21 protein-coding genes are annotated in these 26,384 nt (G+C 45.6%); 16 read left to right on the plus strand and 5 right to left on the minus strand.

Features of this window, described 5'->3' with window-relative positions; genetic code table 11:
- Positions 1–47 precede the first annotated feature (47 nt).
- The 6 genes from QUB44_RS18930 to QUB44_RS18955 all read left to right on the plus strand — a co-directional run bounded on the left by QUB44_RS18930 (position 48) and on the right by QUB44_RS18955 (position 3,293).
- Positions 48–701 carry a Uma2 family endonuclease gene (locus QUB44_RS18930; RefSeq protein WP_333369831.1) on the plus strand — a complete coding sequence of 218 codons (654 nt, stop codon included), beginning with the start codon at positions 48–50 and terminating at the stop codon, positions 699–701.
- A 12-nt stretch (positions 702–713) separates the two neighbouring features.
- Positions 714–1,034 (plus strand): nucleoside triphosphate pyrophosphohydrolase, encoded by a 321-nt coding sequence (locus QUB44_RS18935; protein WP_333369832.1) that lies wholly within the window; start codon positions 714–716, stop codon positions 1,032–1,034.
- A gap of 92 nt (positions 1,035–1,126) precedes the next feature.
- On the plus strand, positions 1,127–1,597 hold the full coding sequence (locus tag QUB44_RS18940) for a DNA phosphorothioation-associated protein 4 (RefSeq protein WP_190742092.1): 471 nt from the start codon (positions 1,127–1,129) through the stop codon (positions 1,595–1,597).
- 10 nt (positions 1,598–1,607) lie between these two features.
- The gene (locus QUB44_RS18945; protein WP_333369833.1) at positions 1,608–2,666 is read left to right on the plus strand and encodes an endonuclease/exonuclease/phosphatase family protein; all 1,059 of its coding nucleotides are present in this window, start codon (positions 1,608–1,610) and stop codon (positions 2,664–2,666) included.
- Between the two features lie 38 nt (positions 2,667–2,704).
- Positions 2,705–2,941, plus strand: coding sequence for a hypothetical protein (locus tag QUB44_RS18950; protein ID WP_242723690.1), 237 nt, complete (start codon positions 2,705–2,707; stop codon positions 2,939–2,941).
- Positions 2,934–3,293: a type II toxin-antitoxin system RelE/ParE family toxin gene (locus tag QUB44_RS18955; protein ID WP_333369834.1), complete on the plus strand. Its 360-nt coding sequence runs from the start codon at positions 2,934–2,936 to the stop codon at positions 3,291–3,293. Before QUB44_RS18950 ends, QUB44_RS18955 begins: the two co-directional genes overlap by 8 nt.
- 98 nt (positions 3,294–3,391) lie before the next feature.
- On the opposite strand, the gene QUB44_RS18960 is transcribed toward QUB44_RS18955, so the two are convergent.
- A complete protein-coding gene (locus QUB44_RS18960; RefSeq protein ID WP_333369835.1) occupies positions 3,392–4,984 on the minus strand; it encodes a DGQHR domain-containing protein in 1,593 nt (530 codons plus the stop codon).
- Positions 4,985–5,242: 258 nt separating this feature from the next.
- Between QUB44_RS18960 and dndB the strand changes: the two genes are divergently transcribed.
- The 4 genes from dndB (at position 5,243) to QUB44_RS18980 (ending at position 9,924) form a co-directional block, all read left to right on the plus strand.
- Entirely contained in the window at positions 5,243–6,355 is a 1,113-nt protein-coding gene (gene dndB, locus QUB44_RS18965) for a DNA sulfur modification protein DndB (protein WP_333369836.1), read from the plus strand.
- Positions 6,356–6,520: 165 nt separating this feature from the next.
- Complete coding sequence (locus QUB44_RS18970) at positions 6,521–7,489, plus strand: HNH endonuclease (RefSeq protein ID WP_333369837.1); 969 nt, start codon at positions 6,521–6,523, stop codon at positions 7,487–7,489.
- 22 nt (positions 7,490–7,511) lie between these two features.
- The gene (dndC, locus tag QUB44_RS18975; RefSeq protein WP_333369838.1) at positions 7,512–9,230 is read left to right on the plus strand and encodes a DNA phosphorothioation system sulfurtransferase DndC; all 1,719 of its coding nucleotides are present in this window, start codon (positions 7,512–7,514) and stop codon (positions 9,228–9,230) included.
- 130 nt (positions 9,231–9,360) lie between these two features.
- Positions 9,361–9,924 carry a GxxExxY protein gene (locus QUB44_RS18980; RefSeq protein ID WP_333369839.1) on the plus strand — a complete coding sequence of 188 codons (564 nt, stop codon included), beginning with the start codon at positions 9,361–9,363 and terminating at the stop codon, positions 9,922–9,924.
- 75 nt (positions 9,925–9,999) lie between these two features.
- Here the strand turns inward: QUB44_RS18980 and QUB44_RS18985 are convergent, their stop codons facing one another.
- Positions 10,000–10,179, minus strand: coding sequence for a hypothetical protein (locus tag QUB44_RS18985; protein WP_333369840.1), 180 nt, complete (start codon positions 10,177–10,179; stop codon positions 10,000–10,002).
- Between the two features lie 11 nt (positions 10,180–10,190).
- On the opposite strand from QUB44_RS18985, the gene dndD reads away from it, so the two are divergent.
- Both dndD and dndE read left to right on the plus strand, forming a co-directional pair.
- Positions 10,191–12,188 carry a DNA sulfur modification protein DndD gene (dndD, locus tag QUB44_RS18990; protein WP_333369841.1) on the plus strand — a complete coding sequence of 666 codons (1,998 nt, stop codon included), beginning with the start codon at positions 10,191–10,193 and terminating at the stop codon, positions 12,186–12,188.
- Between the two features lie 266 nt (positions 12,189–12,454).
- On the plus strand, positions 12,455–12,856 hold the full coding sequence (dndE, locus tag QUB44_RS18995) for a DNA sulfur modification protein DndE (RefSeq protein WP_190660605.1): 402 nt from the start codon (positions 12,455–12,457) through the stop codon (positions 12,854–12,856).
- Positions 12,857–12,931: 75 nt separating this feature from the next.
- Here dndE and thiD read toward each other — a convergent pair whose 3' ends face one another.
- Positions 12,932–13,741, minus strand: a complete 810-nt coding sequence (gene thiD, locus QUB44_RS19000; RefSeq protein WP_333369842.1) for a bifunctional hydroxymethylpyrimidine kinase/phosphomethylpyrimidine kinase — start codon at positions 13,739–13,741, stop codon at positions 12,932–12,934.
- 153 nt (positions 13,742–13,894) lie between these two features.
- On the opposite strand from thiD, the gene QUB44_RS19005 reads away from it, so the two are divergent.
- The gene (locus QUB44_RS19005) at positions 13,895–14,674 is read left to right on the plus strand and encodes an MBL fold metallo-hydrolase (RefSeq protein WP_333369843.1); all 780 of its coding nucleotides are present in this window, start codon (positions 13,895–13,897) and stop codon (positions 14,672–14,674) included.
- Positions 14,675–14,850: 176 nt separating this feature from the next.
- Here QUB44_RS19005 and ftsZ read toward each other — a convergent pair whose 3' ends face one another.
- Both ftsZ and QUB44_RS19015 read right to left on the minus strand, forming a co-directional pair.
- Positions 14,851–16,125 carry a cell division protein FtsZ gene (ftsZ, locus tag QUB44_RS19010; protein WP_333163293.1) on the minus strand — a complete coding sequence of 425 codons (1,275 nt, stop codon included), beginning with the start codon at positions 16,123–16,125 and terminating at the stop codon, positions 14,851–14,853.
- Positions 16,126–16,460: 335 nt separating this feature from the next.
- Positions 16,461–17,363: an FtsQ-type POTRA domain-containing protein gene (locus QUB44_RS19015; RefSeq protein ID WP_333369844.1), complete on the minus strand. Its 903-nt coding sequence runs from the start codon at positions 17,361–17,363 to the stop codon at positions 16,461–16,463.
- A gap of 340 nt (positions 17,364–17,703) precedes the next feature.
- Here QUB44_RS19015 and QUB44_RS19020 point away from each other — a divergent pair, with 340 nt between their 5' ends.
- The 3 genes from QUB44_RS19020 to QUB44_RS19030 all read left to right on the plus strand — a co-directional run bounded on the left by QUB44_RS19020 (position 17,704) and on the right by QUB44_RS19030 (position 26,260).
- Positions 17,704–19,035, plus strand: coding sequence for a P-loop NTPase fold protein (locus QUB44_RS19020; protein ID WP_333369845.1), 1,332 nt, complete (start codon positions 17,704–17,706; stop codon positions 19,033–19,035).
- Between the two features lie 681 nt (positions 19,036–19,716).
- Positions 19,717–25,191: a WD40 domain-containing protein gene (locus QUB44_RS19025; RefSeq protein ID WP_333369846.1), complete on the plus strand. Its 5,475-nt coding sequence runs from the start codon at positions 19,717–19,719 to the stop codon at positions 25,189–25,191.
- 262 nt (positions 25,192–25,453) lie between these two features.
- Complete coding sequence (locus QUB44_RS19030; RefSeq protein ID WP_333369847.1) at positions 25,454–26,260, plus strand: TPM domain-containing protein; 807 nt, start codon at positions 25,454–25,456, stop codon at positions 26,258–26,260.
- Positions 26,261–26,384 lie beyond the last annotated feature (124 nt).

Consider the following 26,384-nt stretch of genomic DNA (forward strand, 5'->3'; position numbering starts at 1 on the left):
GTAGTTTGACGTGGAATTTGAATATACGGAAATAGTAGAGGTGGATTATGGCTTATAATTCGGCAATTACGCAGGTTTTGGAAACGGATATTTGGGTGAAGGCGACGTGGGAAGAGTTTCTAAATTTTGCTGAGGATTCAGCATGGGAAAAGGGCAAGTTCTATTACTATCAAGAACACATGAGGGTAGAAATGTCACCAGTAGGACCATTGCACAGTCGTCATAATTCAGTAGTTTCGAGAGTTGTCAATTTTTATACTGCTTGTAGAAATATCCGAATAGTGGAGTTAATTAATGCCAGTTTTCGCAAAACAGGTATTCGGGAATTTCAACCTGATTTGTCTTATTATATAGGTGCAGATTTTGAATTACCTCCTCGCACGAATACGCCCATTAATTTGAATGGGTTTGCACCTCCAGCTTTAGTGGTGGAAATAGGAGCATCTTCTAGTGCCGATGATTTGGGAGTAAAGCGTTTAATTTACGAACATTCTGAAGTCCAAGAATATTGGGCAGCTAATGCAAATACCAATGCAGTATTTGCCTTTGCTATTACTGCTGGAGGGAGTGGGACAATTCAAAATTCACTGGTTTTACCTGGGTTAGAAATAGCGTTAATTGAGGAAGCGTTGAACCGGAGTCAAACAGAAGATGACGGGGAAATTAATCGCTGGTTGATTCAAACTTTTAGTCAAGGTTGAAGGGAGTTTGACGTGGAAAAAGAGTATCATAAGTTGGTGCGCGATCGCATTCCTGAAATTATTCGCCAAAGCGGGAATGAATGCGAGTTGGTAATTTTGTCGGAGGCAGAATACCGTCAAGCTTTGCTGCAGAAATTGATTGAAGAAGCGGGGGAAGCGGCCTCCGCCCACGACGAAGATTTGGTGGCGGAATTGGCGGATTTGTATGAGGTGATAGATGCGGTGATGGTGAGTTTTGGCATTTCGGGCGATCGACTTTTGGACGAACAAATCAAGCGCCGGGAAGCAAGAGGAGGTTTTGCCCAAAAAATTATGTTGTTGCGGACATTCTGAAAATTATCTACGTTAATCTGTGTTTATCTGCCTCTAATCTGCGGTTACTTTATCAATCAAATTACTCAGTTAAAAATTACATATTAATCCCAATGGCTGCTAACAAAATTAGAATTGCTAAAGATAAAGCCGAGTTAGTCAAATCATTAACTTTATCGGATAACAACACTGGCCCTTTCCAGACTTACGCCGATGTCATCGCTTTCGCCGCATCCTTGGGAAAGCAGCGGAAAAAACGATCGCCTTTGGGGGAAATTTCTAAACGAGAACCGGGTGCGATCGATGTTGATATTTTTGTATCCAGGGGCTACGATATGGCGATTAAATTAATTGCGATCGCCGAAACCAAAAATCCTCAAATTCTCTCCCATCTCGACGAACAATTGGAAGCAGAACGCTTGCAAATTTTTGAAGAATATGCTAATGGCGGACTGGAAATTTTGCGAGAAGAGTTGCGGGGTGCGGCGGATTATACCGATCGCCTGTTGTTGGTTTTGATTTCTGAAAGAGACAACCAACATCGGTCAAATGAAGAATTCGATTTAAGCAAGTTCTTATTTTAATAGGTTCCCAATGAAGCACATCCCAAAAGATATAATCCAGAGATGCTTAAAGCAAGCTGCAAAATTTCTCGCTTACAGTTACTCAGCATTTATTATCTGCTATTTCATTCTCAAACTAATTTTTTGGGATGGACTGTGGATTATTGCCTTAATTACCACTTTTATACCATTAATTTTATTCCCAATTTTCCTGCTTCCTATCATCGGCTTGTCAATTATTAAAAAAATATGGTTCGCTATTATTTCGGCGATCGCCTGCATTCTTCTAATAAGTTGGCTGCACGTCAAATACTTTTCTCCCGCACCCATCAAAATTACAGATTCGCAGCCCAGAATCAAAATTCTATCCCATAACATCAGTTGGCATAAAACTCAGTCACCTACTTTATTTAAACTGATTGACCAGCAAAAACCCGATATTATATTTTTACAAGAAATGGTTCAAGCACCTACCCAAAGAGCTTTTCCCGGGTTAAAAGCAGACTACCCCTATCAAATTGGCACTCACTCTGTAGGAATTTTCAGTAAATATCCAATTGTATCTAGCGAAATACTGCACTTAGCCGGCCATCGAGAAACGCAGCAGCGGGCAATTATTAAATTTAACGAACAAGAAGTAGCGATTTATAATATGCAAGCTACCGGGCCGTGGTTGAAACTCTCTAAAAAATGGCGTTTTTTCAAAGTTCCAGTTTACAAATATGACAAACGATCGCCTGAAATTCAAGACTTAGTGCAGCGAGTTGAGCGAGAAACTCTGCCAGTAATTGTCGCGGGCGATTTTAATATGACAGACGAAACTCAAGACTATAACAGGGTGCAGAAAGTCATGCAAGATGCTTTCCGAAAATCGGGATGGGGGTTTGGTTTTACCTGGCCTCACGGTTGGGAACTTAAATTATTGGTAAAAAGGTCGAATTGGAGATTAAATTATCCGGTTTTCCGGATTGATTATATTTGGTATTCAAAGCATTGGGGTGCTAAATCGAGTTCGGTTTTGGAGGCAACAGAGTCCGATCATTTGCCTGTAGGAGCCGAACTTATTTTGTTAAAGGAAACCAGATTGTGAGAATTAATCTATACTATTAAAAGCTAGAGGCAAACCCCATGCAAATTACCCTCACCATCCCTGATCACTTAGAACAGCAGCTTCTTCAGAAAGCTAGTCAACTCAACTTGCCGATCGAAACCCTGATTTTGCAATCCCTGGGTCAACTATTTCAAGAAGACGAAGACGAGCTATCTAAAGAAGATATCCTCAACAGCCTCCGAATTGCGCTTCAGGAAGTAGAAGACGGCAAAGTTCACCCGATCGCAGAACTTTGGGATGGTATTGATGTCTGAAGCACCCAGCATCCAGGTTCTGTTTGCAGATCAATTCAAGCGCCAACTCCGAACCCTCGCCAAACGCTATCGCCAAATTCAAACCGACTTGCAACCTCTCCTACAGCAGTTGCAAGCAGGCGAATGTCCAGGCGATCGCATTTCCGGTACGGGCTACACCGTATTCAAAGTAAGAGCCAAAAACAGCGACATCAGTAAAGGAAAAAGTGGAGGCTATCGCATTATTTATCAAGTCACATCAACCACTTGTTTCATCTTGCTCATCATCTATGCCAAATCTGACCAAGAAACGGTCGCCGTTGAAGAAATCAATGAGATTATCGATAGCTTCCGCAATCAGCAACAATCATAATCAAGAAATAACGTTAACTAGGATCAAAATTTAGGGATCGCGCTTTAAAATACTCCTAAATTTCAATCCCTGACTGCAGCAGCTATCAGCATAAAAACTTAGCTAAGCACTGGCGGCAATCCTACCTCTTGCGGCTGCACAAACCTGCCGTTAAAACTAACAGCTTTATCCTCAAAAGTCCTCGCTTCCGCTACCGCTTGGCGCAAATGAGCTCGCTCCATATCGTCCTGAATTCCCCCCACCAAATATACAATTAACTTCGTCGCTAAATCCTTTCCAGAAACTAGCATTCGCTTTTTGTTCGGATCGTACAAAATCCCGTACCACGCAGACTCAGGATTGTCCATGTGGCTAAATCCTTCATCGACATCGAATCTGCGGAGTTTGTCGAAAATAGATTTCAGGGAAAGTTTCTTTCTAAATACTAGAATTCCCAAAGCATTAGCTAAAGCAATTTGACCGACTGGACGGAACAAAATATTTCCCTCGCCCCCGGGCTTTTCAAAACTAAATCGGCGCAATTCAGTCGTTTCTTCGCCGCTTTCAATTCTTTGATAGCTGGGTAAAGTGGCTAAATGATCGAACAATTTTTTAAACTCTTCAATTCCCTCTTTCAGTTCTTCATCTTCGGGACGCATGGGAATTAAACCTTTTCGTTCCGGCTTCCAATGAGGGAATTTGTATTCTAAATACCGTTCCGACATATCTTGCAGCGCTTGCAATGTGGTTAAGACAGTTGATTTTGCTGCGACTGTCGCGCTGTCCCAATTGACGCGGGGGTTTCTGTCATCTTGTTCTTTTAATAAGGGATGGGTGACGGCAATTTTTCGGGCCGCGATGGCAAATCCGTTGTCCTCGTTCAATAATGCTAGCTGTCCCTGACTCAGCGTTACGGCCATTAGGTTAACGTGCACAAAGATCGATCGCACGCGCCGTTGTGCTTGCTGTCGCGTTTCCCCCGCTACCGCCGCCGGAATAAACTCAATTCCGATTTTTTCGTGAGCTAATTTATACACTGTTTCGGGGTCGATTTGATACTCTTCTGCTAAATCTTCCAGAGTAATTGCAGCGCCGACAGGTTTTTTGTTTTTGTTGTATCTTTGCAGGATTCCGGTTTTAATTAAACTCATTAAACCTTGCACTCCCATCAGCCGATGCTGGCCGTCTAAGGCAAAAATGGAGACTTTTTGAGACACATCCAAAAGCCCTAAGTTCTCGTTTTTATCAAAGGATGTAAATTCAGCAGCCGATTTGGTTGCTACGCCATTTTTATCCCATTCCTCGGCTAGAGGATTATCTACCCACGGGGGACTGACGACTACTAAAACTGCGGGGAATTTGTGCGATTTTCGGGCGGCTAAATATTGAGTTAGGGCGGCTTGGCGCGACCAATCTAAGGGACGCTGGATAATTTCGTCGATGGTTTCGTCGTCGCGGACGATGTTGTTGGTTTGGAGGTCGAATTTTTGGCGGAAAAGCGGCATTTGCGAGGCGAAACGGACGCGAGAGTCTAACCATTCTAGGGTGACTGAACCGATGTATGCTTCGCTGTTTCCCATCTGGGTTTTTTGTACGAAAATGCGATCGTCCTTTCCTAAATAATTATCTAATAAAAGTGCGATTTCCTGTCTGTCGCTATTTTCTTTTTCTAATATTTTAGTAGCGAGGTCATCCGCTGGGTTGGTGTTCATAGGCGGTTTTTATATAATTAGGCTATTTTTTCAAAAAATATCATATATTAAACTTTATGTCAACACTTGTTTTTAAAAAAACCTTGTGAAATACTTAAGTTATGCCCTGCTAGACCAGCGACATACCATAGAGTTTGCCAAAAGTCAATAGCTATTAATGCCCAATGCCCAATGCCCAATGCCCAATGCCCAATGCCCAATGCCCCATTCCCCATTCCCCATTCCCAATGCCCCATTCCCAATGCCCCATTCTAAAATATGTCTACTCCTTCCTTTGAATACATTTTGCCGGTAATTCGGGGCATTCAAGCGGGCCGCGAATATTACGTGTCGATGTGTCCGGTGCGTTTTTTGCCGAAATTGTTTCCCTTTGAATCTGAAGATTTGCCGCCGTCTATGCGGGCGAAACGCGCGCTTAACAAAGCTAGGATTCCCGAAATTGCTGATTATTTAGTTAAGAATCCTACAAATTATACTTGTGGGGCTATTGCTGCTTCGATTGATGCGGATATTACTTTTGAAGCAGTGGGAAATGAGGCCGAAGAACGGAAAATCGGTCGCTTGCGAGTGCCGATGGATGCTAAGTTTACTATTAATGACGGACAGCATCGGCGCGCAGCTTTTGAGATGGCTTTGAGGGAAAATCCGCAGTTGGGATATGAGACGGTGGCGCTGATTTTGTTTCTCGATATTGGGTTGGAAAAATCGCAGCAGATGTTTGCTGATTTGAACGGTTTTCAAGTTCCTTTGGAGGCGTCGCTAAGTCTACTTTACAACCACCGGGACGATCGCGCTTTTGTGGTGAAGGCGGTTGTTAAGCAGGTTGAGGTTTTCCGGTGTTTGACTGAGATGGAGAAGGGGAGTTTGAACGGGCGATCACACAAATTGTTTGCGCTGAGTGCGATCGATCGTGCTATCATGGCTTTGCTGTCTAATATTGAGGGCAGCGAACAGGCAAAACCCTCTGGTTCTCGCACCAAAAAAGAACAGAAAGAGGAAGAACTTGCTCAAAAAATACAACTGGCGGTTAGTTATTGGAATGCGGTTTGCAGTTTTATTCCCGATTGGCAATTAGTTCTGCACAAGCAAGTTGCGGCGGGGGAAATGCGCCGGGATTGCGTACACTGTCACAGTGTTGTGCTTGAGAGTTTGGGGGAAGTTGGGGCGGCTTTGATGTCGGTTTTTCCTGAGAGTTGGGAGGAACGTTTGAGCCTTTTGCAGCAAGTTGATTGGTCGATTTCTAATCCTGATTGGGAGAATGGGATTTTGTTGAAAGGGGGGATTTCTAAGTCGAGGGCGAGTATTAGTTGGATGAGTGATTATTTGAAGGTGAGGTTGGGTTTGGAAACCGCAGATGCACGCGGACAGTGATATAATTATCTCCTGTTTAGGCTAGAAAATTACTTTTTAGTCTGCTGACACTGCTTAAATTGTCTAGTTTCTGCGTTATGGTTGTGCCTTGCGGTTCTTAACTTTTTGTTGAAAAAAGTGTTAAATTTTAGGTCGGATTGTATTTAATCATAGCGGGAGGAGAAAATGACTACAGGAGAAGAGTCCGCAAATAAGAATTTAGCGTACTATCGACAACGTTTTGCCGCTCTTAATGTAAGTAATACACGCCAACGTGGTCAAGCTAATCATAAGCCAATATTAATCTTGTCAATCATCGATCTAATTTCTCAAGGAATAATTAGGGATAATAGAATTTATGTTTCAGACGACTTAATTAAAACCTTTAATAAATATTGGGATATCTTAGGTTCTGAATCTCATGATCGTGGTTTGCACTATCCATTTTGGCATTTGGAAGGCGATGGTTTCTGGCATAAAACATTAAAGTCGGGATTTAATGGTTCAAAGCCTAAGACCACTAACAAGCTAAGAGAAGCTGTAGAATACGGTAGTTGGGATAATGAATTATTCAATTTACTTCAAGACCAAAATTCGAGATCTCAATTAATAGATACACTGATTGCGACATGGTTTTCATTAAATAGGGAGGATATTGGAGATATTTTGCAAGTTAATCAAGACTTTGAAAAAGTTACTCAGACAGAAAGAGAACTATCAGACTCAGCATTAATTCCTGACGCAGAACCGAAATTTTATTTAACCAAATCTGCTGTTAGAAATGCTTTTTTCAGGAAAGCAGTAGTACATACCTATGATTACAAGTGTGCATTTTGTCGATTGAAAGTCATCAGGAATCTCACTCAAACTATTGTAGATGGCTCACATATTAAGCCGTTCTCAAAGTTTTATGATAATCAAATTAATAATGGGATATCATTGTGTAAAAATCATCATTGGGCTTTTGACCAGGGTTGGTTTTCTATAGATGATAATTACAGAATTATCGTCGCTGATGACTTAGAAGAGGAATCCCCCAATGCCAGATGTATGAAAGATTTTCATAGTGAAACTATTCTCCTGCCGGCTTCAGACCAAGATTTACCAAGACTTGAATCGCTAGAATGGCATCGGCTGAATGTATTTAGAGCTTAATTAACTAACTGAGGTTAAAGACATGACAGAAACAATGAAAATACCACTCTTTCCACCCCGTAGTGTTAGTGAGTTAGTGGCAGAAATAGAAAAATTAAGTAAAGAAATTAAAGAGTTATATTGTTTAGATGATATACCTTGGGTTTTAGGATATTCCGGCGGAAAAGACAGCACTACGGTAGTGCAGCTTATCTGGTATGCGATAGCAGAATTGCCACCTGAAAAAAGAATAAAAAAAATCTATGTAATCACAACAGATACACTTGTAGAAAACCCGATAGTTTCTACTTGGGTACGTCAGTCATTAAAACAGATGAAGTCTGCTGCTATAGAGCAACAGCTACCAATAGAACCTTATATGCTTTATCCAGATGTCAAAGATACTTTCTGGGTAAACTTGATGGGAAAAGGCTACCCAGCACCGAGACATGGATTTCGCTGGTGTACTGAACGCCTGAAAATCCTTCCCTCTAATCGCTTTGTTCGTGATATGGTGAGAATCAATGGAGAAGTGATTCTGATATTGGGTACTCGCAAAGCTGAAAGCATTAAACGCGCGGTTTCAATGGAGAAACATGAAATAGGTCGCATGAGTGACCGTCTAAATAATAATTCTAGTTCGATTAAATCTCTGCTTTATCAGAGTCCTAGTCTGCCTAATTCCCTAATTTATAGTCCGATAGAAGATTGGCGAACTGATGAAGTCTGGATTTATCTAAATCAGTGGGCTAATCCTTGGGAAAATAGCAACAAAGATTTATTTACCATGTATCGAGGTGCAACAGCCGACAATGAATGTCCTTTAGTTGTCGATACTTCTACCCCTAGCTGCGGCAGTTCTCGCTTTGGCTGCTGGGTTTGCACAATGGTAAGCCAAGATAAATCTATGGAGGCAATGATTCAAAACGATGAGGAAAAAGAATGGATGCAGCCTCTTCTCGATATTCGCAACGAATTAGACATTAAAAACGATCGCGATAAAAGAGACTTCCGCCGCATCTACGGTAGAGTAGAACTGTTTGAACGCAACATGGGCGACGACACAACCTCCGTCGAACCCATCCCAGGGCCCTACACCAAATTCTGGCGAGAACACTGGCTGAGACGAGTCTTGGAAGCACAAACCCAAATCCGCAAAACCGCACCCCTAGAAATGCGCGACATCACCTTAATTACCCCAGAAGAACTTAGCGAAATCCGCCGCATTTGGCTGGAAGAAAAGCACGAATTCGACGACTCTTTACCCCGGATTTACGAAGAAGTTACGGGCGAACCTTTTGAAGATTCCCGTCCCGCCGCTGAAAGAAAACTCCTCGGTAGCGATGAATGGACTGCGATCGAAGAGATTTGCAGCGAGGATAAAATGCACCTCGAATTGATGGCAAAACTCCTGGATACAGAACGCCAATACTACACGAAGCCCCGCCGTACAGGCATTTACGGCGATTTGGACAAATGCTTTGAAACCAGTTCGCGATCGAAGGAAGAAGCAATTGGCAACGCCCACTATCAACGCAATTTAAAAAAAGCGGTGGAAGATATCAAAGCAAATCCGACGGAAAACATTCAGCAATTCAAAGATGCGATCGCCCAAACCAACAGTTCCGCCAAAAACGATACCGTTGATATTGCCAAACTTAAAGAAGAACTGGAAAGCAATAGCAATCAAAGCAGACAGTTGTCTTGGGCGGATATCAAATTTTCACCGCCAAATTCAGGAGAGGAAAAACCAAGCGAATAGCACGCGCTAGCCTGCGGTTAAACCCAAACTTGTTGACAGCTACCCCGCCGAGCGATCGGATACAATAGGCTGTCAACTAACCTCATTATTACCCAACCCTCATCGTTTAAATTACAAAATTTTTACGACCATGATTAATCCTAATATTCCCCATCAGGAGCTTACATACAGCATCATCGGCTGTGCAATGAGAGTACACCGGAGGACGCAAAAAGGTTTAAGAGAAAAACATTACCAAAGAGCCTTTGATGCTGAAATGATAGAATCCGGTTTAACAACAGAAATGGAGTATCCCAGACAAATTTACGACGGTGAAGTTTGGATGGGAATCCTTTATCTAGACCATTGGGTGAATGAAGGTATTGTAGTAGAGGATAAAGCCGTAAATTATCCAATGACCGATAAAGATAAAGCTCAAATAATAGCTTACGTAGCAGCTACAGGAGCGCAAGTAGGTTTATTTATAAACTTTGGACGCAGCAAATTAGAATATCACCGCATCCTCCCACCAAAATCTGTACAAGGTTGGCAGAAACACATTCAACCATACTTGTGGACGCCCAAAACAAGTGGCAGGGGTTGGACAAGAGGAAGTTCAGGAACCTATGAAGAAACAGATGCGGAACTCCCCTTACCTCCCAGCATTAGACCCCGGAACCAAGAGGAAGATTCAACCGATGTGATTGATTGGTAGCAAGGGGGGGACGGTTAGCAACGGATTTTGTAACGGATGTAACGGATGATTAGTGGGTGATTACCAAATCCGCTGCTAATCGCCGCCCACCAACCACCCATCCGTTACATCCGCTGCTAACCACCACCCCACCAACCACCCATCCGTTACATCCGCTACCAAATCCCTTGCCAATAACCGCCGCCCACCAACCACCCATCCGTTAAATCCGCTACAAAATCCGCTGCTAACCGCCCCCCCACCAACCAACAACATCTACATCTACAATGCAATTCCTCGAACTCGTCCTCAAAAACTTCGGCCCCTATGCAGGCACCCAAACCATCAATCTCCGCCCCGAAAAAGACGGAAATCCCTGCCCAGTCATTTTATTTGGCGGCATGAATGGCGGCGGCAAAACCACCCTCATGGACGCCATTCGCCTCGCCCTCTACGGTGGCCGCGCCCAATGTTCCACCAGAGGCAATTTAAGCTACAGCGACTTTCTCAATCAATGCGTCAACCGCCACACTCCCACATTAGAAGATACCCGCGTCGAACTAACATTTGAACAAGTCCAAGATGACAAATTATCTCAATTCAAAATTGTTAGATACTGGACAAAAAACGATACCAAAGACAACTTAAGCATTCTCATATACAGCGAAGTAGTCAGCGATTGGTGGTCTGACAAAGCGATTACTAACACCTGGGACGAATACATCGAAACCCTTTTGCCCGTCGGAATATCCAACCTATTTTTGTTTGACGGCGAACAAGTAAAAGAACTCGCCGAACTCGAAACACCGCCGGAGTTTGTCGTCGGGGCGATTAAATCTCTTTTAGGTTTGGAACTTGCAGAACGCCTCGCGGTCGATTTAGAAATATTAGCCGGCCGCAAGCGGAAAGAAATTGCTGGCAAAAAAGACTTGGCTGCTTTAGAGAAAATCGAACAAACTTTTAAGGAAATTAATGATAAAATAGACTTAGCTAAGCAAGAACAAGCCAGCTTTAAAAACGAATTAAATAAAGCTCAAAAAAATCAGCAACAAGCCTCAGAAAAGTTTATTTATGAAGGCGGAAAAATTGCCGCCGATCGCAGTCAGCTAGACAGCAAGCTAAACGACTACAGAAATCAGGCAGACAAAACCCGTCAATCCATGATGGAATTGGCATCAAATACGCTACCACTAGCCCTAATTTCGCCCTTGCTAAGCGAAGCAAAAATTCAAGCAGAAACAGAAGCCAGCCAGCAGCAAGCAAAGATTGCCCAAAATGTTATCAAACAAAGAAGCGATCGCCTTCTCAACTATATCGCAGAAATCTCCTTAAATCCCCAACAGCTAGATAAAATTCAAGACTTCATCCGCCAAGAAAACCAAGAACTAGAACAGCAAGCCGGAACAGACGCCCCGCCCTGGATGAACGCCGACAACAACAGCATCCAGCAACTAGAAAACCTCCTTAGCTACCAAATCAAAGCCCAGCAAATTCAAGCCCGCGACCAAATAGAAGAAATCAAAAGCATTGAAGCAGAAATCGACTTTACAGACAGACAACTCGCAGCCGCCGCTTCCCCCGAAGCCTACGAGAAACTAGAATTGGCAGTTAAAAATGCCCAAAAAGCAGTTGCAAACGCAGCCGCAGACTTAGAATCAGCTAACCGCCGCATAGACGAATTAGACAGAGAATTAGCCAAAACCCAAAAAGAACTAGAAAGCTACAGCAGCGAATACATTACCATCAGAAACAGCCAACACGTCATCGCCTCCATCGCCAAAGCCCAAGCCACCCTGAAACTCTTTAAAGAAAAACTCACCCTCAAAAAACTCAATAAACTCGAAATAGAAATTACCGACTGTTTCCGCTACCTGTTGCACAAAACCGACCTCGTGCACAGAGTTGCGATCGACACTCAAACATTTAGCCTTTCCATTTACGATCCAGAAGGCAAACCGGTACCCAAACACCGACTTTCAGCCGGGGAAAAACAATTGCTGGCGATCGCCTTTTTGTGGGGATTGGCTAGAGTATCCGGGAGACAATTGCCAGTGGCGATCGACACTCCCTTGGGCCGCCTCGACTCCTCCCACAGAAACAACCTAGTCGAACGGTATTTCCCCTCGGCCAGCCACCAAGTCATCCTGCTTTCTACCGACACCGAAATTAGCAAAGTAGAATACGAAAAACTCCAAGAATTAGAGGCGATCGCCCACAGCTACCTCCTCAAATACGACTCCGCCAAACACCAAACCACCGTCGAAAAAGGTTACTTCTGGGAATAAAAATTCGCGCTAAAAAATAGCCGCAACCCCCTTGACTTTGCTAGGGAGTTGCGGTAGTATATATAGCATAATGGGATGGTTGCGAAAAATTTATTTTTCCCACCATCCCATTATTAAGGATAAATCCTACTACAATCACAATACCAAAAAAAACCGATTTAATCAAGTCACGCCGTGTAAAAAAATGTTAATTATTTCTAGTTATCTAGAGGCTTTGCTTTTTCAAGATTAACACTTTTTACAATACACCAAAAAATTTTAAACCTATGGAACCACCAGTTGATCGCATCCGCCTCTCCCAAACAGGCAAAGACCAACTATCAAAACTGAAACGATCGACCAAAATCGATCAGTGGAATATTCTATGCAGGTGGGGATTTTGCCGATCGCTCGCCGAGCCCAGCATCCCATCGCCAGTACCAATTCCCAGCGACAGCAACGTCGAATTAAGCTGGGATGTCTTCGGCGGCGACATGGCAGATATCCTGATAATTGCCCTCAAGCAGCGCTGTCACCAAGATAATTTAGGCACAGAAAAAGAAACTCTAGCCAAACAGTTTCGCCTGCACTTGCACCGAGGGATTGGTTATTTGGCCGGCGATCCGAATATTAAGAAAATCGAAGACTTGGTGGCGATCGCTTTATCGCCTGAAAAATTAAGAAATTAACGGTTTGTTGACTGTTGACTGTTGGCTGTTGACTGTTAAGCAGCCCCAAACAAATAACAAGTAACAAATAACTTCCTACTTGAGTAACAGGGGGAAAAAATGCCCTACTGGGCCTTGACCTTCCCCAATATCCAAAGCATATTTGAGAGCAGTAGTCACATAATCCTTAGCCAATGTCACCGCTGTAAATAAATCCTTACCTAATGCTAAATTAGCGGCGATCGCAGCACTCAAAGTACAACCAGTCCCGTGAGTATTCCCAGTATCAACAGTCTCAGTCTTCAACACATCCAACCGCGTACCATCAAACCAAACATCAATTCCCCGCAAATCCCCCTTCATCCCGCCGCCCTTCACCAAAACAGCTTTTGCGCCCAAACGGTAAATCTGCTGCGCCGCCGATCGCATATCGTCTAGAGAAACAATCTCCAAACCGCTCAAAATCTGAGCCTCAAACCGATTCGGAGTCACGACAGCAGCCATTGGAATCAAAACATCCCGCAAAAATGCGATCGCCCCCTCATCAATCAATCGATCGCCCGATCGTGAAACCATCACCGGATCGACAACCAAATTCCCTATTCCCAAACCTTCCACCTGTGAAGCCACCGCCACCATAATTTCCCGATTCAGCAGCATCCCAGTTTTCACAGCGTGCACCCCAATATCCCCAACCACCGCCTCAATTTGAGCCGCCACAGCCTCCGCAGACAAAGCATCAACTCGCATCACCCCCAAAGTATTTTGAGCCGTCACGCAAGTCAGAGCACTCGTACCGTGCACACAGTGAAACGCAAAAGTCCGCAAATCGGCCTGAATTCCCGCCCCGCCGCCACTATCCGAACCCGCCACAGTCAAAGCCACAGGAATCTTCGATTTAATCATCTTATTTCAACCGCAGATAAACGCCAATTTTCTCCAGACAAATCCCATCTTATCCGCGTTCATCAGCGCTCATCCGCCCTCATCTGCGGTTAAAAATTCCCCAACAAAATTAGCTATGATTAAAACAAATGTAAAGAATTATTGCAAACAACAGTGCAAATCACCCGAATAGACCTCAACTCTTGGATCTTCCACATTTCAGGCCAAACCATCCTCGTCGATCCCTGGCTAGTCGATCCCCTCGTATTTTACGGTCAACCCTGGCTGTTCACCGCCTACCACAACACCCCCGTCACCTTCACTCCCAGCACCTTACCGCCGATCGACCTCATCCTAATTTCCCAAGGATTAGACGACCACTGTCACAGACCAACACTCGAACAGCTTGATCGCACAATTCCCGCGATCGCCTCACCCACCGCAGCCAAAGTCCTCAGCAGTTTAGGCTACACTAATATCACATCTTTAGCAAATTGGCAAGAGTTAAATTTTAAAGAAAAGTTACAAATTACTGCCGTACCCGGAGCCGAAATCGGACCCGGACAAGAAGAAAACGGCTATTTGCTCAAAGATTTAAGCAGTGGTGAGACACTTTATTACGAACCGCACCTGCCACCATTAGAAAAAGTCAAACAGAAAATAGACACAGTAGACGTAGCGATCGCCCCAGTCATCGGTCAAATCTTCCCATTCCTCGGACAAGTCATCATCGGGCCAGATGAAGCCCTCCGCCTCGCCCAAACACTGAAACCTCGGTTTTTTCTGCCTACAGCGACGGGAGACATCCGAGCCACAGGCATTTTACCAATGTTAGTGCGATCGATCGGCAGCATTCCCGAATTTCGCGATTTACTAGCAAAATCCGGCCTCTCCACCCAACTCCTCGAACCCGAACCAGGCCAAACCCTGGAAATTTTAGATTTTAGATTTTAGATTTTAGATTTTTTAGATTTTAGATTTTAGATTTTTTAGATTTTAGATTTTAGATGCTCGATATTTTCGATTTTTTAGATGGGAGATTGGAGATTCAATGCCAAATCCCCAATCTAAAATCCAAAATCCCCAATCTAAAATCCCAAAATCCCCAATCTAAAATCTAAAATCTAAAATCATCTTGGTGGGCGACGGTTACGCAAAAACTCAGGAATATCCAATCCCAAATCCTGCGGCGGTTTCGCTTTCGGATCAGGCGTCTGTTGAGCAGGAGTTGTCGGCGCAGTTGCAGCCCGCCAAGGAGCATTAACATTTTGCGTCCGCCCCGGAGTCGGAGGCGCCGGAATTTCTCCCGAAAAACCAGTAGCGATCACAGTAATCTTAATTTCGCCCTGAAGCCGCTCGTCAATCACCGCTCCAAAAATAATATTGGCATTCGGATCGACAACCTCGTAAATCGTCTCAGCCGCCGCATTCACCTCGTGCAGCGTCATGTCAGTACCGCCAGTGATGTTAAACACCACACCTCTAGCGCCCTCAATAGACGAAGCTTCCAGCAGAGGCGAAGAAATAGCCTGCATCGCAGCCTCCCTAGCCCGCGACTTGCCAGAACCCACACCGATGCCCATCAAAGCCGAACCCGCATCAGCCATTACTGCCCGCACGTCAGCAAAGTCAACATTCACCAAACCGGGAATAGTAATAATGTCAGAAATACCCTGAACCCCTTGGCGCAGGATATCATCAGCAACTCGAAAAGCCTCTTGTACCGGCATTTGTTCCGAAATCACAGACAGCAGCTTGTCGTTAGGAATTACGATCAGCGTATCCACGCGCGTTTGCAAAGCCGCGATTCCTTCCTCAGCTTGGCTGGTGCGTCGCCGTCCCTCAAACGTAAAAGGCCGCGTCACTATGCCCACAGTCAAGGCGCCCATTTCCTTAGCCACCTCAGCCACAATCGGAGCCGCGCCCGTACCCGTACCGCCGCCCATGCCGGCTGTGATAAATACCAAATCCGCATGATTCAGAGCATTAGCAACCTCGTCGCGAGATTCCTCCGCAGCCTTTTGACCAATCGCCGGATTGCCCCCTGCCCCCAAACCGCGCGTCAACTTCTGTCCGACTTGCAAGCGTTTCGGAGCATTTGAGAGAACCAGAGCTTGGGAATCTGTATTCACACACCAAAACTCGACACCAGAAACCTCGCTGGCAATCATCCGGTTAACGGCGTTGCCCCCACCGCCGCCGACGCCAATTACTTTGATTTTGGCAGCACTGCTGGGCATTATGTCTTTGGGATTGACCATAGGATCGATATCAATACTATCTACATTTACATAACCAGACTTGCGTCTAAAGGGATTGGCGGAATCTGCAGCCACCGGAAAATTTTTTACTTCTTCCGAAGGGGGACTGTCTTGGTCAGACCCCTGTCTATTATTAAGCTTCATTAGAGTCGGGGATAGTAGATTACAGCTTTTTAACTAAACGCCAATTCACAATCAACTATAGGCTAAGTTGCGTGAAAAACTAACACTGATCGATGCTTAATGTTAGCAATCTCGGATTTTGCCGGCCTCGCTAGCCCAGACCTCGCTTGACGCCCTCCAGGTACTTGACCGGATTAAGGCAATTGTAAGCAAGGCAGAAGGAAAAAAAATGGATACTAGCCCCAGACGCGGAGCGCTATCCAAAAACTGTGCTGATTTGAAGCCCTGCGTATCGATCCTGGTGGGCAACAATTCTGCCTATCGATCGATACCTTCTAGCTTCTGTTGACAGAAAATCAATTCTGGGCGCGAGTGGGTGCGGGAGTGGAACTCTCCAAACTGGGGGGGAGTTCTGGCAAATGGACGATCGGCGAAGCAGGATTTTTCAAGTCAATGTAGGCTATTTTGCTTGAATCTAGCTGTTTTGGCAATTGTCGCATTCGGTCTAAAACCTTAAGTTGCTCCGCAGTCTTGGAACTGTAGGGCCCTAAGTGTACGGTACCGATCTCTGTTTTCAAGATCAAGTTGTTCGGGTTTTGCCAATTAATCTCAAACACTTTCACCGTCAAGCCGCTGAGTCCTTGGTAAAACTTCTGCCAAGAGGCGCGGTACTGTTCCAAAGGCCCGATGACTTTTAAAGTCGGCAAAGAACGCTGAGGCTGTGTTCCCGGAATGCTGCCGGGCCCGATCGAACTATTCTGCGATCGTACAGCAGTATAACTATCCGACGGCATCCAACCTCCGCGAGCGTCCAGCCACCCCACTTTTTCCTTGTCGCTGTTCGATCTCAACACCGCAGTCGGTTGAGCTACCGCCACCGGCAGTCGTTCTGCCACTTCTATAGTCAAACTCGGCGGAAACAAGTTACGAGTCACCTTAGCTTTAGCTATCGGCCCCGTTGACTCCAGCTTTTCGGCCAGGGCCTGCGGTTGAATCCCCCACAGCGACTGCGGGTAAGACAGCGGCACCAAAGACCGCACCGCCTTATCTGACAGCCACTGATTGCCCTCCACCTTCACTTGTTCCGATCGGGCAATTAACCAAGCCGGCTGAGCAATCCACCACAGCAAACCTCCAGCCATGGCGCTCGCTGCCAGCATTTGCCACACAACAGCCGCCAATCGAGCGCGCCTCTGCTGCCGCAACTTTTGGCGCCTGCGCCCTAACTCTGTTTGAGAAACCGCTCCAAAACTAGCCATCTACGTCTTGACAATATAGTAATTAAGGATTAGCACAAATTCCAAACTGTTTAATCTCTCTCTATCTTGAACCCTGTTTTCCCCTACCATTTAACCAGATTCCCGCAAATTTACCCAGACTCCTGCCAAGATCAGTAATATCACTGATCCCGCTAGGTAATTCCAAAGTTTTAATTAAGAATTTCCAATTCCAGCGCCGGGAAAACCCCTTACCAGCTCCAGGTTCTTTGGGTATTTAGGGCATTACCCCACAGTGCAAAAGGTTACAAATCAAACTAAACTCAGGCAAAGAAAGTTTAGACTTTCGATTAAATTTTTTAACTTTTATTCGGCTTCAATTGTGATCGCACTCGAATTAGACAGATTCTATAAAGCCTGCAACCCGAGCAAGACCCTTGTTGCGGGAGACCCAGGGGATTATCAATACTACATTGATTTTGGTTCCGTGCGTGGCGGCAAAATCATTGAATCTTTACAGCGAACCATTACCCGCATCTCCCCCAACGAGCCAACCTGTCAACTATTTACAGGACATATCGGCTGTGGCAAATCTACGGAATTGTTTCGGCTGAAAGCTGAGTTAGAGCAAGAGGGTTTTTGCGTCGTCTACTTCGAGTCTTCCCAAGACTTAGACATGGGTGATGTAGACATCAGCGATATTTTGCTGAGCATTGCGCGCCAAGTCAGCGAAACTATGGAATCGGCTAAAATCAAACTCAGACCGAGCTATTTCAGCAATCTGTTTGCAGAAGTGGCAGAATTTTTACAGACTCCCATCGATTTGTCAGCGGAAGCCGAGTTATCTGTAGGCATTGCTAGAGTTACTGCTAAAACTAAAGACTCTCCCAAACTGCGATCGCAACTCAGGCAATATCTCGAACCCCGCACCAACAGCATTTTGCAGTCGATCAACGAAGAACTTCTCAACAAAGCTAACGCCGAACTTAAGCAGCAAGGGAAAAAAGGGCTCGCAGTCATTGTTGACAACCTCGATCGCCTCGACGCATCCCTCAAACCCAGCGGACGCACCCAGCCAGAATACTTGTTTTTAGACCGCGGCGAACAGTTGAAAAAACTTAATTGCCATGTTGTCTACACGATTCCCTTGACTTTGATTTTTTCCAACGATTTCGGCCGCCTCGCCAGTCGATTTGGAGTCAAGCCCAAGGTGATGCCGATGGTACCAGTGCAAGTGCGATCGGGCGACGACCACATTGAAGGAATGGCACTGCTGCGCCAGCTAGTATTAGCTAGAGCTTTCCCCGCAGTTGCTCCCCATCAACGCATTGATTTGATTTCCCAGGTGTTTGACTCTCCCAAAACTTTAGACCGCCTTTGCCGGATCAGCGGCGGTCACGTTCGCAATCTACTGATGCTTTTGTATAGCTGTTTACAGCACGAAGACCCTCCCTTCTCTCGCGGATGCCTCGAAAGCGTCATTCAAGAATATCGCGATGACCTTTTGGGAGCCATCAATGACATGGAATGGGAATTGCTGTTTCAAGTCGTCAACCGACAAAGTGTAACCGGCGAAGAAGAGTCTCAAATCTTGTTGCGAAGTATGTTTGTCTTTGAATACCGCGATCAAGAAGGTCGTTGGTTTGGAATTAATCCAGCCCTAGCAGAAACCAGAAAATATAAGGAGTGGTTACAGCGCCGTGAACCAAAATAGTTGGGATTTTTGAGATGGCTTCGCGACTCTAAGAACCCTTAACCACGAGGGACTTAGAAAGTATTTAACTGAAAATTGATCGCTCACAACTCCGAAATCTTACAATCCAATACAGAAATCAGTCAGCGGTTTTTGCCACTGGCTGATTTCTGTTGAATGCTGGCTATAGGCGGTGAATGTTATTGTCGTGTAAAACTTTGCCGCCACTAAAGACTTTGCCCACTCTCAACTCTCATATCTGCAATGTCAGAGCCCCTATGTCTATTTTTACCTGTTGCTCTTAATTTCACATAATCCCATCTTGGAGGACATTTTTTTTCTGTTATGCTAAATGCCTGCTACAGATATATCGGAGTTGTTTACTAATAGCTAGTAGTCGCGATGAGCATAAATTTAGCGGTTGGCTATTTATGATCTGTAGTCCTTTATATATAGCTGAATCAAAAAATCTAAGACAACCTTAAATTTTTATTCGCAAGTCTAGCATTCTCTGAGATTGAGAGGTATGATATCTTTACATTGGCTCTAATAACTATGTAAGTATTGACAGGACAAGTACGAAAAACTACGTATTTATACAGAGATAAAGCGTCAAACAGAGACGGCTATGTCTAAGTAGATACGCTTTCAGTCACGATTGGCGAGCGTTAGGTAATTGATTAATGCAAAAGAGGTGCACGCATGACCGATCTAATTAAGGTACAAGAAACTGCCAACTACAACGAGCGCTCGCTCAAAACTCTGGTCAGGTCAATCACAATGTCTCAACACCAATTCTCGCTAATTTTGGTGCGCTGCAACTATGAGCAGTTGCGGCAGCAAATAGCGCAGCGCCTGCGAGAAGTGTCCCCAGTTCCAATTCAAGATATCGTTCTGCCACCTTCAGTTAAAACTCTCTACACTACCCTGCAGGCAAGCACTTTCCAGGAGGGGTACTCCCCTGTCGGTACCGCGTCGGCTTTGATGGTATTCGGTTTAGAAACAGTAGTAGCGATCGACGAACTGATGGCTTCTACCAATCAAGTGCGAGACGAATTTCGCAAAAATTTTTCCTGCCCAGTGATTTTGTGGGTAACAGATGACATCGTGACCAAAATGATTCGTCTGGCCCCGGATTTCAAAAGTTGGGCCGCCGCCACAATTAAATTTGAAATGGGCGTTGACGAATTAATTAATTTCCTCGCTAAGCGGGCCGATACTATATTTAAAATAGGCGAACTCAATCAAGAACTCGCCAGCAGCAACGTCAGCAGCATAGCTAATTGTGAGACCTGCGAAACCCCGTGCGAAAAACGCGGCCTGGAGCGCGAAATCAGCTCTGGAGAACGCTTTCTAACTTTTAACTCAGGGCCCCAAAACCGACGACAATCAGATGTCCACTCGTATTCGCCATTGAGTCCGGGCAATACCTTCGATTTGGCGATCGGCTCTTTGCCACGCCGAGAACTCGAATTAGCTTTAAGAGATTTACAAAATCGCGGTGAAGAATTAGAACCCGCCCTCAAAGCCAGCCTGCAATTCGTTCTCGGTCGAGATTACTATGTCAGCGACCAAACCGAAACTGCCTTAATTCACTACCAAGAAAGTTTACTATTTTGGCAGCAGAAAACGGGCAACTGGGAACTGGCAAACTTGGAACATTCCGAAAACCCAGAAACCTTCTCCTCCTTGTCGAAGCCTGTCCCCAAAATTTTATTTTTAGAGAGAGAAGGCATAGTGCTGTTTCACATAGCCCTGTGTCACCGCTTGCAAGCAGCCAGAAACCCGGTAGCCAACCGCCAGCACTGGGAAGAAGCTTGGATTAGCCTGGAACAATCTAGAAACGCTTTCTCCCTTGCCTCACGCCCCGAATTGGTAGCTGAGGTGACAGCACACCTCGGAGAAGTGCTGCAGCGCCTGAAAGCTTGGGGAGAGTTGCAAGCATTAGCTGAAAATTCTTTGCAGTTGCACTTCACTTACGGTACTCCCAGCCAATTAGCTCAAGATTACGGCTTTTTGGCTGAAGTTGCCTTGCAACAGTCGAGGTGGAGTCAAGCCCGCCAGCTAGCCGAGTTGGCTTTGGCGATTTTGGATCAAACGCCTAATGATTTGAGATTGCTGATTGAAGATTTGAGATTGGGGTTTGAGGGAAATTATCCTGAATTTCTGGGCCCTAACGAGTCAAGTAACGAACCCAAATCTAAAATCCAACATCCCAAATCCGACAGGAGTTCGTATCTTTTACTTTTAGCCCGAAGTTTGCGGCAGCTAGGCCAGTGGGAAGCGGCGGTTCATTCTTTGGAGTTGGCTCAATCTCAAAGCGAGCCGAAGTACGACCCCCGACTTTACATCGATATTTTGACGGAACTGCAAGCGGTTTATTTCGAGCAGGGAGAGTATCTTAAAGCGTTTCGGATTAAAAAAACCCAGCGGTCGATCGAATATCAATACGGATTTAGAGCTTTTATCGGAGCCAGCCAATTGCAGCAGCAGCGCCAAGCCGTCAATCCTTCAGGTCCCTCAGCTCAAAACCAAGCTGCCATTGCAGCGTCCATGACAGCTTACTCGCGCCAAACAGATATCAATAGCTTGCTAGAAAGAATTAGCAGGGACGACCATAAATTAACTATTATTCATGGGCCCAGTGGAGTCGGGAAAAGTTCTCTCGTCAATGCCGGCTTAGTACCAGCTTTGAAAAATATTACTCCGGGCGCGCGGGATACATTGCCCGTAGTAGTCAAAGTTTACACCGACTGGCTGGTGGAGTTAGAAAATGCTTTGAACAGCGCACTGTACGACAAACAAGCCGAAGAGGAAAGTAAATTAATCTCGAAAGGACTACAGGAAATCCCCAAAAAAAGTTGCTCTGTTATTCCTGCTCGCAGCTCGGAAGTCTCTTCTTTTATTATAGATCAGTTACGCGAAAATGCCACAAATAATTTGTTGACTGTGCTGATTTTCGATCAATTTGAAGAGTTTTTCTTTGTTTCAACTTCAGTGGCACAAAGACAACTTTTTTATAATTTCTTGCGTTTGTTTTTGAACTTGCCTTATGTCAAGATCATTCTGTGCTTGCGCGAAGATTATTTGCACTACTTACTAGATTGCGATCGCTTCCCAAATCTTGACGCTATTAACAATAATATTCTCGACAAAAGTATCCGCTACCAACTGCGGAGTTTTTCTATCAAAGACGCGCGGGCTGTCATCGGACACTTAACAGAACGGGCGGAATTTTATTTAGAGCCGGCACTGATCGATGCCTTCGTAGAAGATTTAGCAGACGAACTGCAAGAAGTGCGACCAATCGAATTGCAGGTAGTAGGAGCGCAACTGCAAGAAGAAGGTATTACCAGTCTAGCACAATACCAGCAATTGGGGGACAATCCCAAAGCGGAATTAGTGAAGCGATCGCTCGAAAGAGTCATCTCTGACTGTGGTCTGGTTAACGAAGACGCAGCTTGGAAAATCTTGTTTTCCTTGACAGATGAAAGAGGCGTTCGCCTGATAAAAACCAAACACGAACTCTCGTTAGTTACAGGCCCGCAGCCAGCCGATGCCCGCGAAACTGAATTATCGGCGATCGGCAGAAATCGAATTCCCTTACACCGACAGTTCGCAAAAGACTCTGAAAACCGACAAAATAAAACCGACAACCTCGACTTAATTTTAGACATTTTAGTTGGTCATGGTTTGCTATTTCTGCTACGGGAAGCGCCCGAAGACCGCTATCAATTGGTACACGACTATTTAGTGCGACCAATCCGCCAAAGATTCGGCTTAGAAGCCAGGCTGCACAAAGCAGAAGCAGACAAAAAAATGAGTCAAGCACAGCTCTACCGAGCCAATACTTTTCTCAAACAACTGCTGGGAGTAGCAGTGATAGGCGTCATGCTGCTAACCAGTTCCACCATCGCCGCCGTAAATTTTTGGTGGCGGGCAGTTGGTCAAAAACAGCTAGCTGTCGCTCAAACTCAGCGAGCTGAAATCAGTACCCTGACAGCAGCTTCTGAAGCACTTTATTTCTCAAACAACAAATTTGACGCCATGATGGAAAGTTTGAGAGCTGGTAAAAAGTGGAAACAGATCGAACACTCCCAACAAATGTATACTCTCAAAGACACCGAAATTCTGATTTCTGCTGCCCTCCAGCAGGCAGTTTATGGAGTCAAAGAACGCAACCGCTTGGAAGGACACGGCGATGTAGTTTGGGGCCTTAGCTTCAGTCCAGACGGCGAAACAATAGCTTCTTCCAGTGTAGATAAAACAGTAAAACTTTGGCGGCGCGATGGCAGTTTGCTGGCAACTTTTAAAGACCATACTAATAGTGTCTCCTGTGTGGCGTTCAGTCCAGACAATAAAACCATAGCCTCGGCAAGTTTAGATAAAACTGTCAAGATTTGGCAAACTGACGGCAGTTTGGTGGCAACTTTCAAAGGCCATACTAATAGCGTTACCAGCGTTGCTTTTAGTTCTGACGGTCAAACGATCGCCAGTGGCTCTACAGACAAAACTATCAAACTTTGGAAAACCGACGGCACGCTGTTGCGAACGATCGAACAATTTGCTCCCGTAAATTGGCTAAGCTTCAGCCGCGACGGCAAAATAATCGCTGTGGCGAGCGATGACGGTACTGTGAAACTGTGGAGTTCTGACGGTAAGTTAATCGCTAATTTATGGCACAGCGAAAACAGACAACCCTCGAAAATTTACACCGTCAGTTTCTCCCCCGATGGTGAAACGATCGCCAGTGCGGGTGAAGATAAAACGGTGAAAATCTGGAGCATCGCTGCACTCAAACGCCCACCAACAGAAAATTCCACACCAGCCAAAAAAGGTGAACTGCTAACAACTTTGCGGGGACACAGCAAGTGGGTATTTGGTGTCAGTTTCTCTCCCGACGGTCAAACACTTGCTTCTGGAAGTGCAGACGGGACTGTCAAACTCTGGAGTCTTGCTGGTGTTGGCGACAAACGCCCAACCGATGCTAGCAGTATTAAACCAGAGAGTCGCTTACTGAGAACTTTTGAGGGACACGCCGATCGAGTTACTCAGGTGAGTTTTAGCCCGGAAGGCAAAACCTTGGCTTCGGCAAGTTTTGACAAAACTGTCAGGCTGTGGCGACTCGATGACGTGCCGCTCAAAACTCTCGACGGACACCAAAACCGGGTGCAAGGCGTTACTTTTAGCCCCGACGGCCAAAGGCTGGCTTCTGCTTCTACGGACAACACTATCAAACTCTGGAGCCGCACGGGGGTTTTGCTGGAAACCTTGGAAGGACACACTCAGAGAGTCGCCAGCGTCAGTTTCAGCCCCGACGGCCAGCTACTTGCTTCTGGGAGTTACGACAAAACGGTGAAGGTGTGGAGTTTGACAGAAGATGGCATGAATAATATTCTCCCTTGTCCTTCGGCTCCGCTATTCCCGTGTTCGCCTTCTGTGCTGTTCACTCTCGACGGCCACGCCGACAGCGTGATGAGCGTGAGTTTTAGCCCCGACAGCGAGGTTCTGGCTTCGGCGAGCAAGGATAAGAGTGTGAAACTCTGGACTAGAAACGGCAGGTTGATTAAGACTTTGACGGGACACACAGGCTGGGTGACTGGGGTGACTTTCAGTCCCGACGGCTCGATGCTGGCTTCTGCAAGCGATGATGGTACTCTCAAACTCTGGAATCGCGACGGTCGTTTGCTAAGAACTTTTGAAGGAGCTCACAACAGTTTTGTGTTGGGGGTGGCTTTTAGCCCTGATGGCAAAATGCTGGCTTCGGCTGGTTACGACAATTCGGTGAAATTGTGGAAGGTAGATGGGACTTTGGTGGCGACGCTGCTGAAGGGTTCTAGCGACAGCGTGACTAGCGTTGCTTTTAGCCCGGATGGTTTGTTGGTTGCTTCGGGCAGTTACGATCATAAGGTGAAACTGTGGAGCCGCAGCGGGACTTTGCTAAAAACTTTGACGGGTCACAAGGATAGCGTGATGAGTGTGAATTTTAGCCCGGATGGGAAGGTTCTGGCTTCTGCAGGCCGGGATAATCGGGTGATTTTATGGAATTTGGATCTTGACGATTTGCTGGTGAGGGGCTGTGACTGGGTGGGAGATTATCTGAGAACTAATCCTAATGTGAGCGATCTTGATCGGCGTCTCTGTGAGGGGGTTGGGGCAAAACCAAATCGATTTTAGATTTTCGATTGGGGGATGCAGTGGATTTTCGATTTTCGATGTTACTCACCCCTTTGAGGATCTTGATCGCTAATTTCTCCCGCCTTCCCCCTCTCTCCCTCCACCCCTTCCCCCTCCCCCTTTCTCAAAAACTATTTTTTCCTTCCCCTTGCTCTCGGCTTCCTGTAAAGTAAATAATTGTAAAGAAATATGAGTTTTCTCTTATCCTTTGGTTAAGACCGCCAGCTAGCATTCACAATTAAGACCCGGATTATAAGTTCCTATGTCACAGCTTTTCCCGCGAAAATTTCTAGCCTCTGTTGCCGCATTTTTTCTGGCTTTGTCGGTGTGGACGATCGCACCTGCGGCCCACGCTTTCAATAATCCCGATTTGTTGCCGTCAACTCAGACGCCGATCATTGACTTAGCTAAAGCCCTTACGGATATTGAAGAAGAAAATTTGGCAAAAAATTTAAAGGCATTTGAATCCGAAACCGGCTGGAAATTGCGAGTGCTGACTCAGTACGATCGCACGCCTGGTTTGGCTGTCAAAAGTTATTGGGGGCTAGATAACAAGAGTGTGTTATTAGTTGCTGACCCCCGAGGGGGCAATTTGCTCAATTTTAATGTGGGCGACTCGCTGTATCCGCTGCTGCCGCGCACTTTTTGGGTGGAACTGCAAACCCGCTACGGTAATCAATTTTTTGTGCGGGACAATGGGGAAGATCGAGCGATTATTGAATCTTTGGAGTCGATAGAAGGCTGTTTGCGTCAGGGCGGATGCCGCGTGGTTCCCGGTTTGCCGAGGGAACAGTGGGTTCTGACGTTAATTACGTCGGTGGTTGGCGGCGTCATCTGCGGGTTTGCGGCTCAGCCTCGGAAGCCGGGACAGGTTGTGGCTTGGCAGTGGGCTCTGATTTTTTCGCCGCTGTGGGGCATTCTGTTTTTCGCTTTCGGGCTTGGGCCGGTGGTGACTCGGACTTCTGACTGGTTGCCTGTGGTTCGGAATGTGTCCGGTTTTGCGATCGGAGCTTTGGTGGCATTCCTGACTCCGGTGTTGGGCAAATCTTCTTCGTCGTCGGAAACTTAGTCATTTGTTGGCAGTTGTCAGTTGGCAGTTGCCAGTCAACAGTCAACAGTCAACAGTCAACAGTCAACAGTCAACGAATGACTAAAAGCTGGTAAGCTGATACCTGACAACTCACAGGCGACAG

The organism is Microcoleus sp. AT3-D2 (assembly GCF_036705715.1).
GTDB lineage: Bacteria > Cyanobacteriota > Cyanobacteriia > Cyanobacteriales > Microcoleaceae > Microcoleus.

What these genes read in the sequence shown, in the direction of transcription:
- QUB44_RS18960 (WP_333369835.1), bottom strand. Translation starts at nt 4,984, where the DNA reads ATGAACACCAACCCAGCGGATGACCTCGCTACTAAAATATTAGAAAAA.
- QUB44_RS18970 (WP_333369837.1), top strand. Translation starts at nt 6,521, where the DNA reads ATGACTACAGGAGAAGAGTCCGCAAATAAGAATTTAGCGTACTATCGA.
- dndB (WP_333369836.1), top strand. Translation starts at nt 5,243, where the DNA reads ATGTCTACTCCTTCCTTTGAATACATTTTGCCGGTAATTCGGGGCATT.
- QUB44_RS19015 (WP_333369844.1), bottom strand. Translation starts at nt 17,363, where the DNA reads ATGGCTAGTTTTGGAGCGGTTTCTCAAACAGAGTTAGGGCGCAGGCGC.
- dndD (WP_333369841.1), top strand. Translation starts at nt 10,191, where the DNA reads ATGCAATTCCTCGAACTCGTCCTCAAAAACTTCGGCCCCTATGCAGGC.
- QUB44_RS18940 (WP_190742092.1), top strand. Translation starts at nt 1,127, where the DNA reads ATGGCTGCTAACAAAATTAGAATTGCTAAAGATAAAGCCGAGTTAGTC.
- QUB44_RS18955 (WP_333369834.1), top strand. Translation starts at nt 2,934, where the DNA reads ATGTCTGAAGCACCCAGCATCCAGGTTCTGTTTGCAGATCAATTCAAG.
- QUB44_RS19025 (WP_333369846.1), top strand. Translation starts at nt 19,717, where the DNA reads ATGACCGATCTAATTAAGGTACAAGAAACTGCCAACTACAACGAGCGC.
- QUB44_RS18980 (WP_333369839.1), top strand. Translation starts at nt 9,361, where the DNA reads ATGATTAATCCTAATATTCCCCATCAGGAGCTTACATACAGCATCATC.
- QUB44_RS18945 (WP_333369833.1), top strand. Translation starts at nt 1,608, where the DNA reads ATGAAGCACATCCCAAAAGATATAATCCAGAGATGCTTAAAGCAAGCT.
- ftsZ (WP_333163293.1), bottom strand. Translation starts at nt 16,125, where the DNA reads ATGAAGCTTAATAATAGACAGGGGTCTGACCAAGACAGTCCCCCTTCG.
- thiD (WP_333369842.1), bottom strand. Translation starts at nt 13,741, where the DNA reads ATGATTAAATCGAAGATTCCTGTGGCTTTGACTGTGGCGGGTTCGGAT.
- QUB44_RS19030 (WP_333369847.1), top strand. Translation starts at nt 25,454, where the DNA reads ATGTCACAGCTTTTCCCGCGAAAATTTCTAGCCTCTGTTGCCGCATTT.
- dndC (WP_333369838.1), top strand. Translation starts at nt 7,512, where the DNA reads ATGACAGAAACAATGAAAATACCACTCTTTCCACCCCGTAGTGTTAGT.
- QUB44_RS18930 (WP_333369831.1), top strand. Translation starts at nt 48, where the DNA reads ATGGCTTATAATTCGGCAATTACGCAGGTTTTGGAAACGGATATTTGG.
- QUB44_RS18950 (WP_242723690.1), top strand. Translation starts at nt 2,705, where the DNA reads ATGCAAATTACCCTCACCATCCCTGATCACTTAGAACAGCAGCTTCTT.
- dndE (WP_190660605.1), top strand. Translation starts at nt 12,455, where the DNA reads ATGGAACCACCAGTTGATCGCATCCGCCTCTCCCAAACAGGCAAAGAC.
- QUB44_RS18985 (WP_333369840.1), bottom strand. Translation starts at nt 10,179, where the DNA reads ATGTTGTTGGTTGGTGGGGGGGCGGTTAGCAGCGGATTTTGTAGCGGA.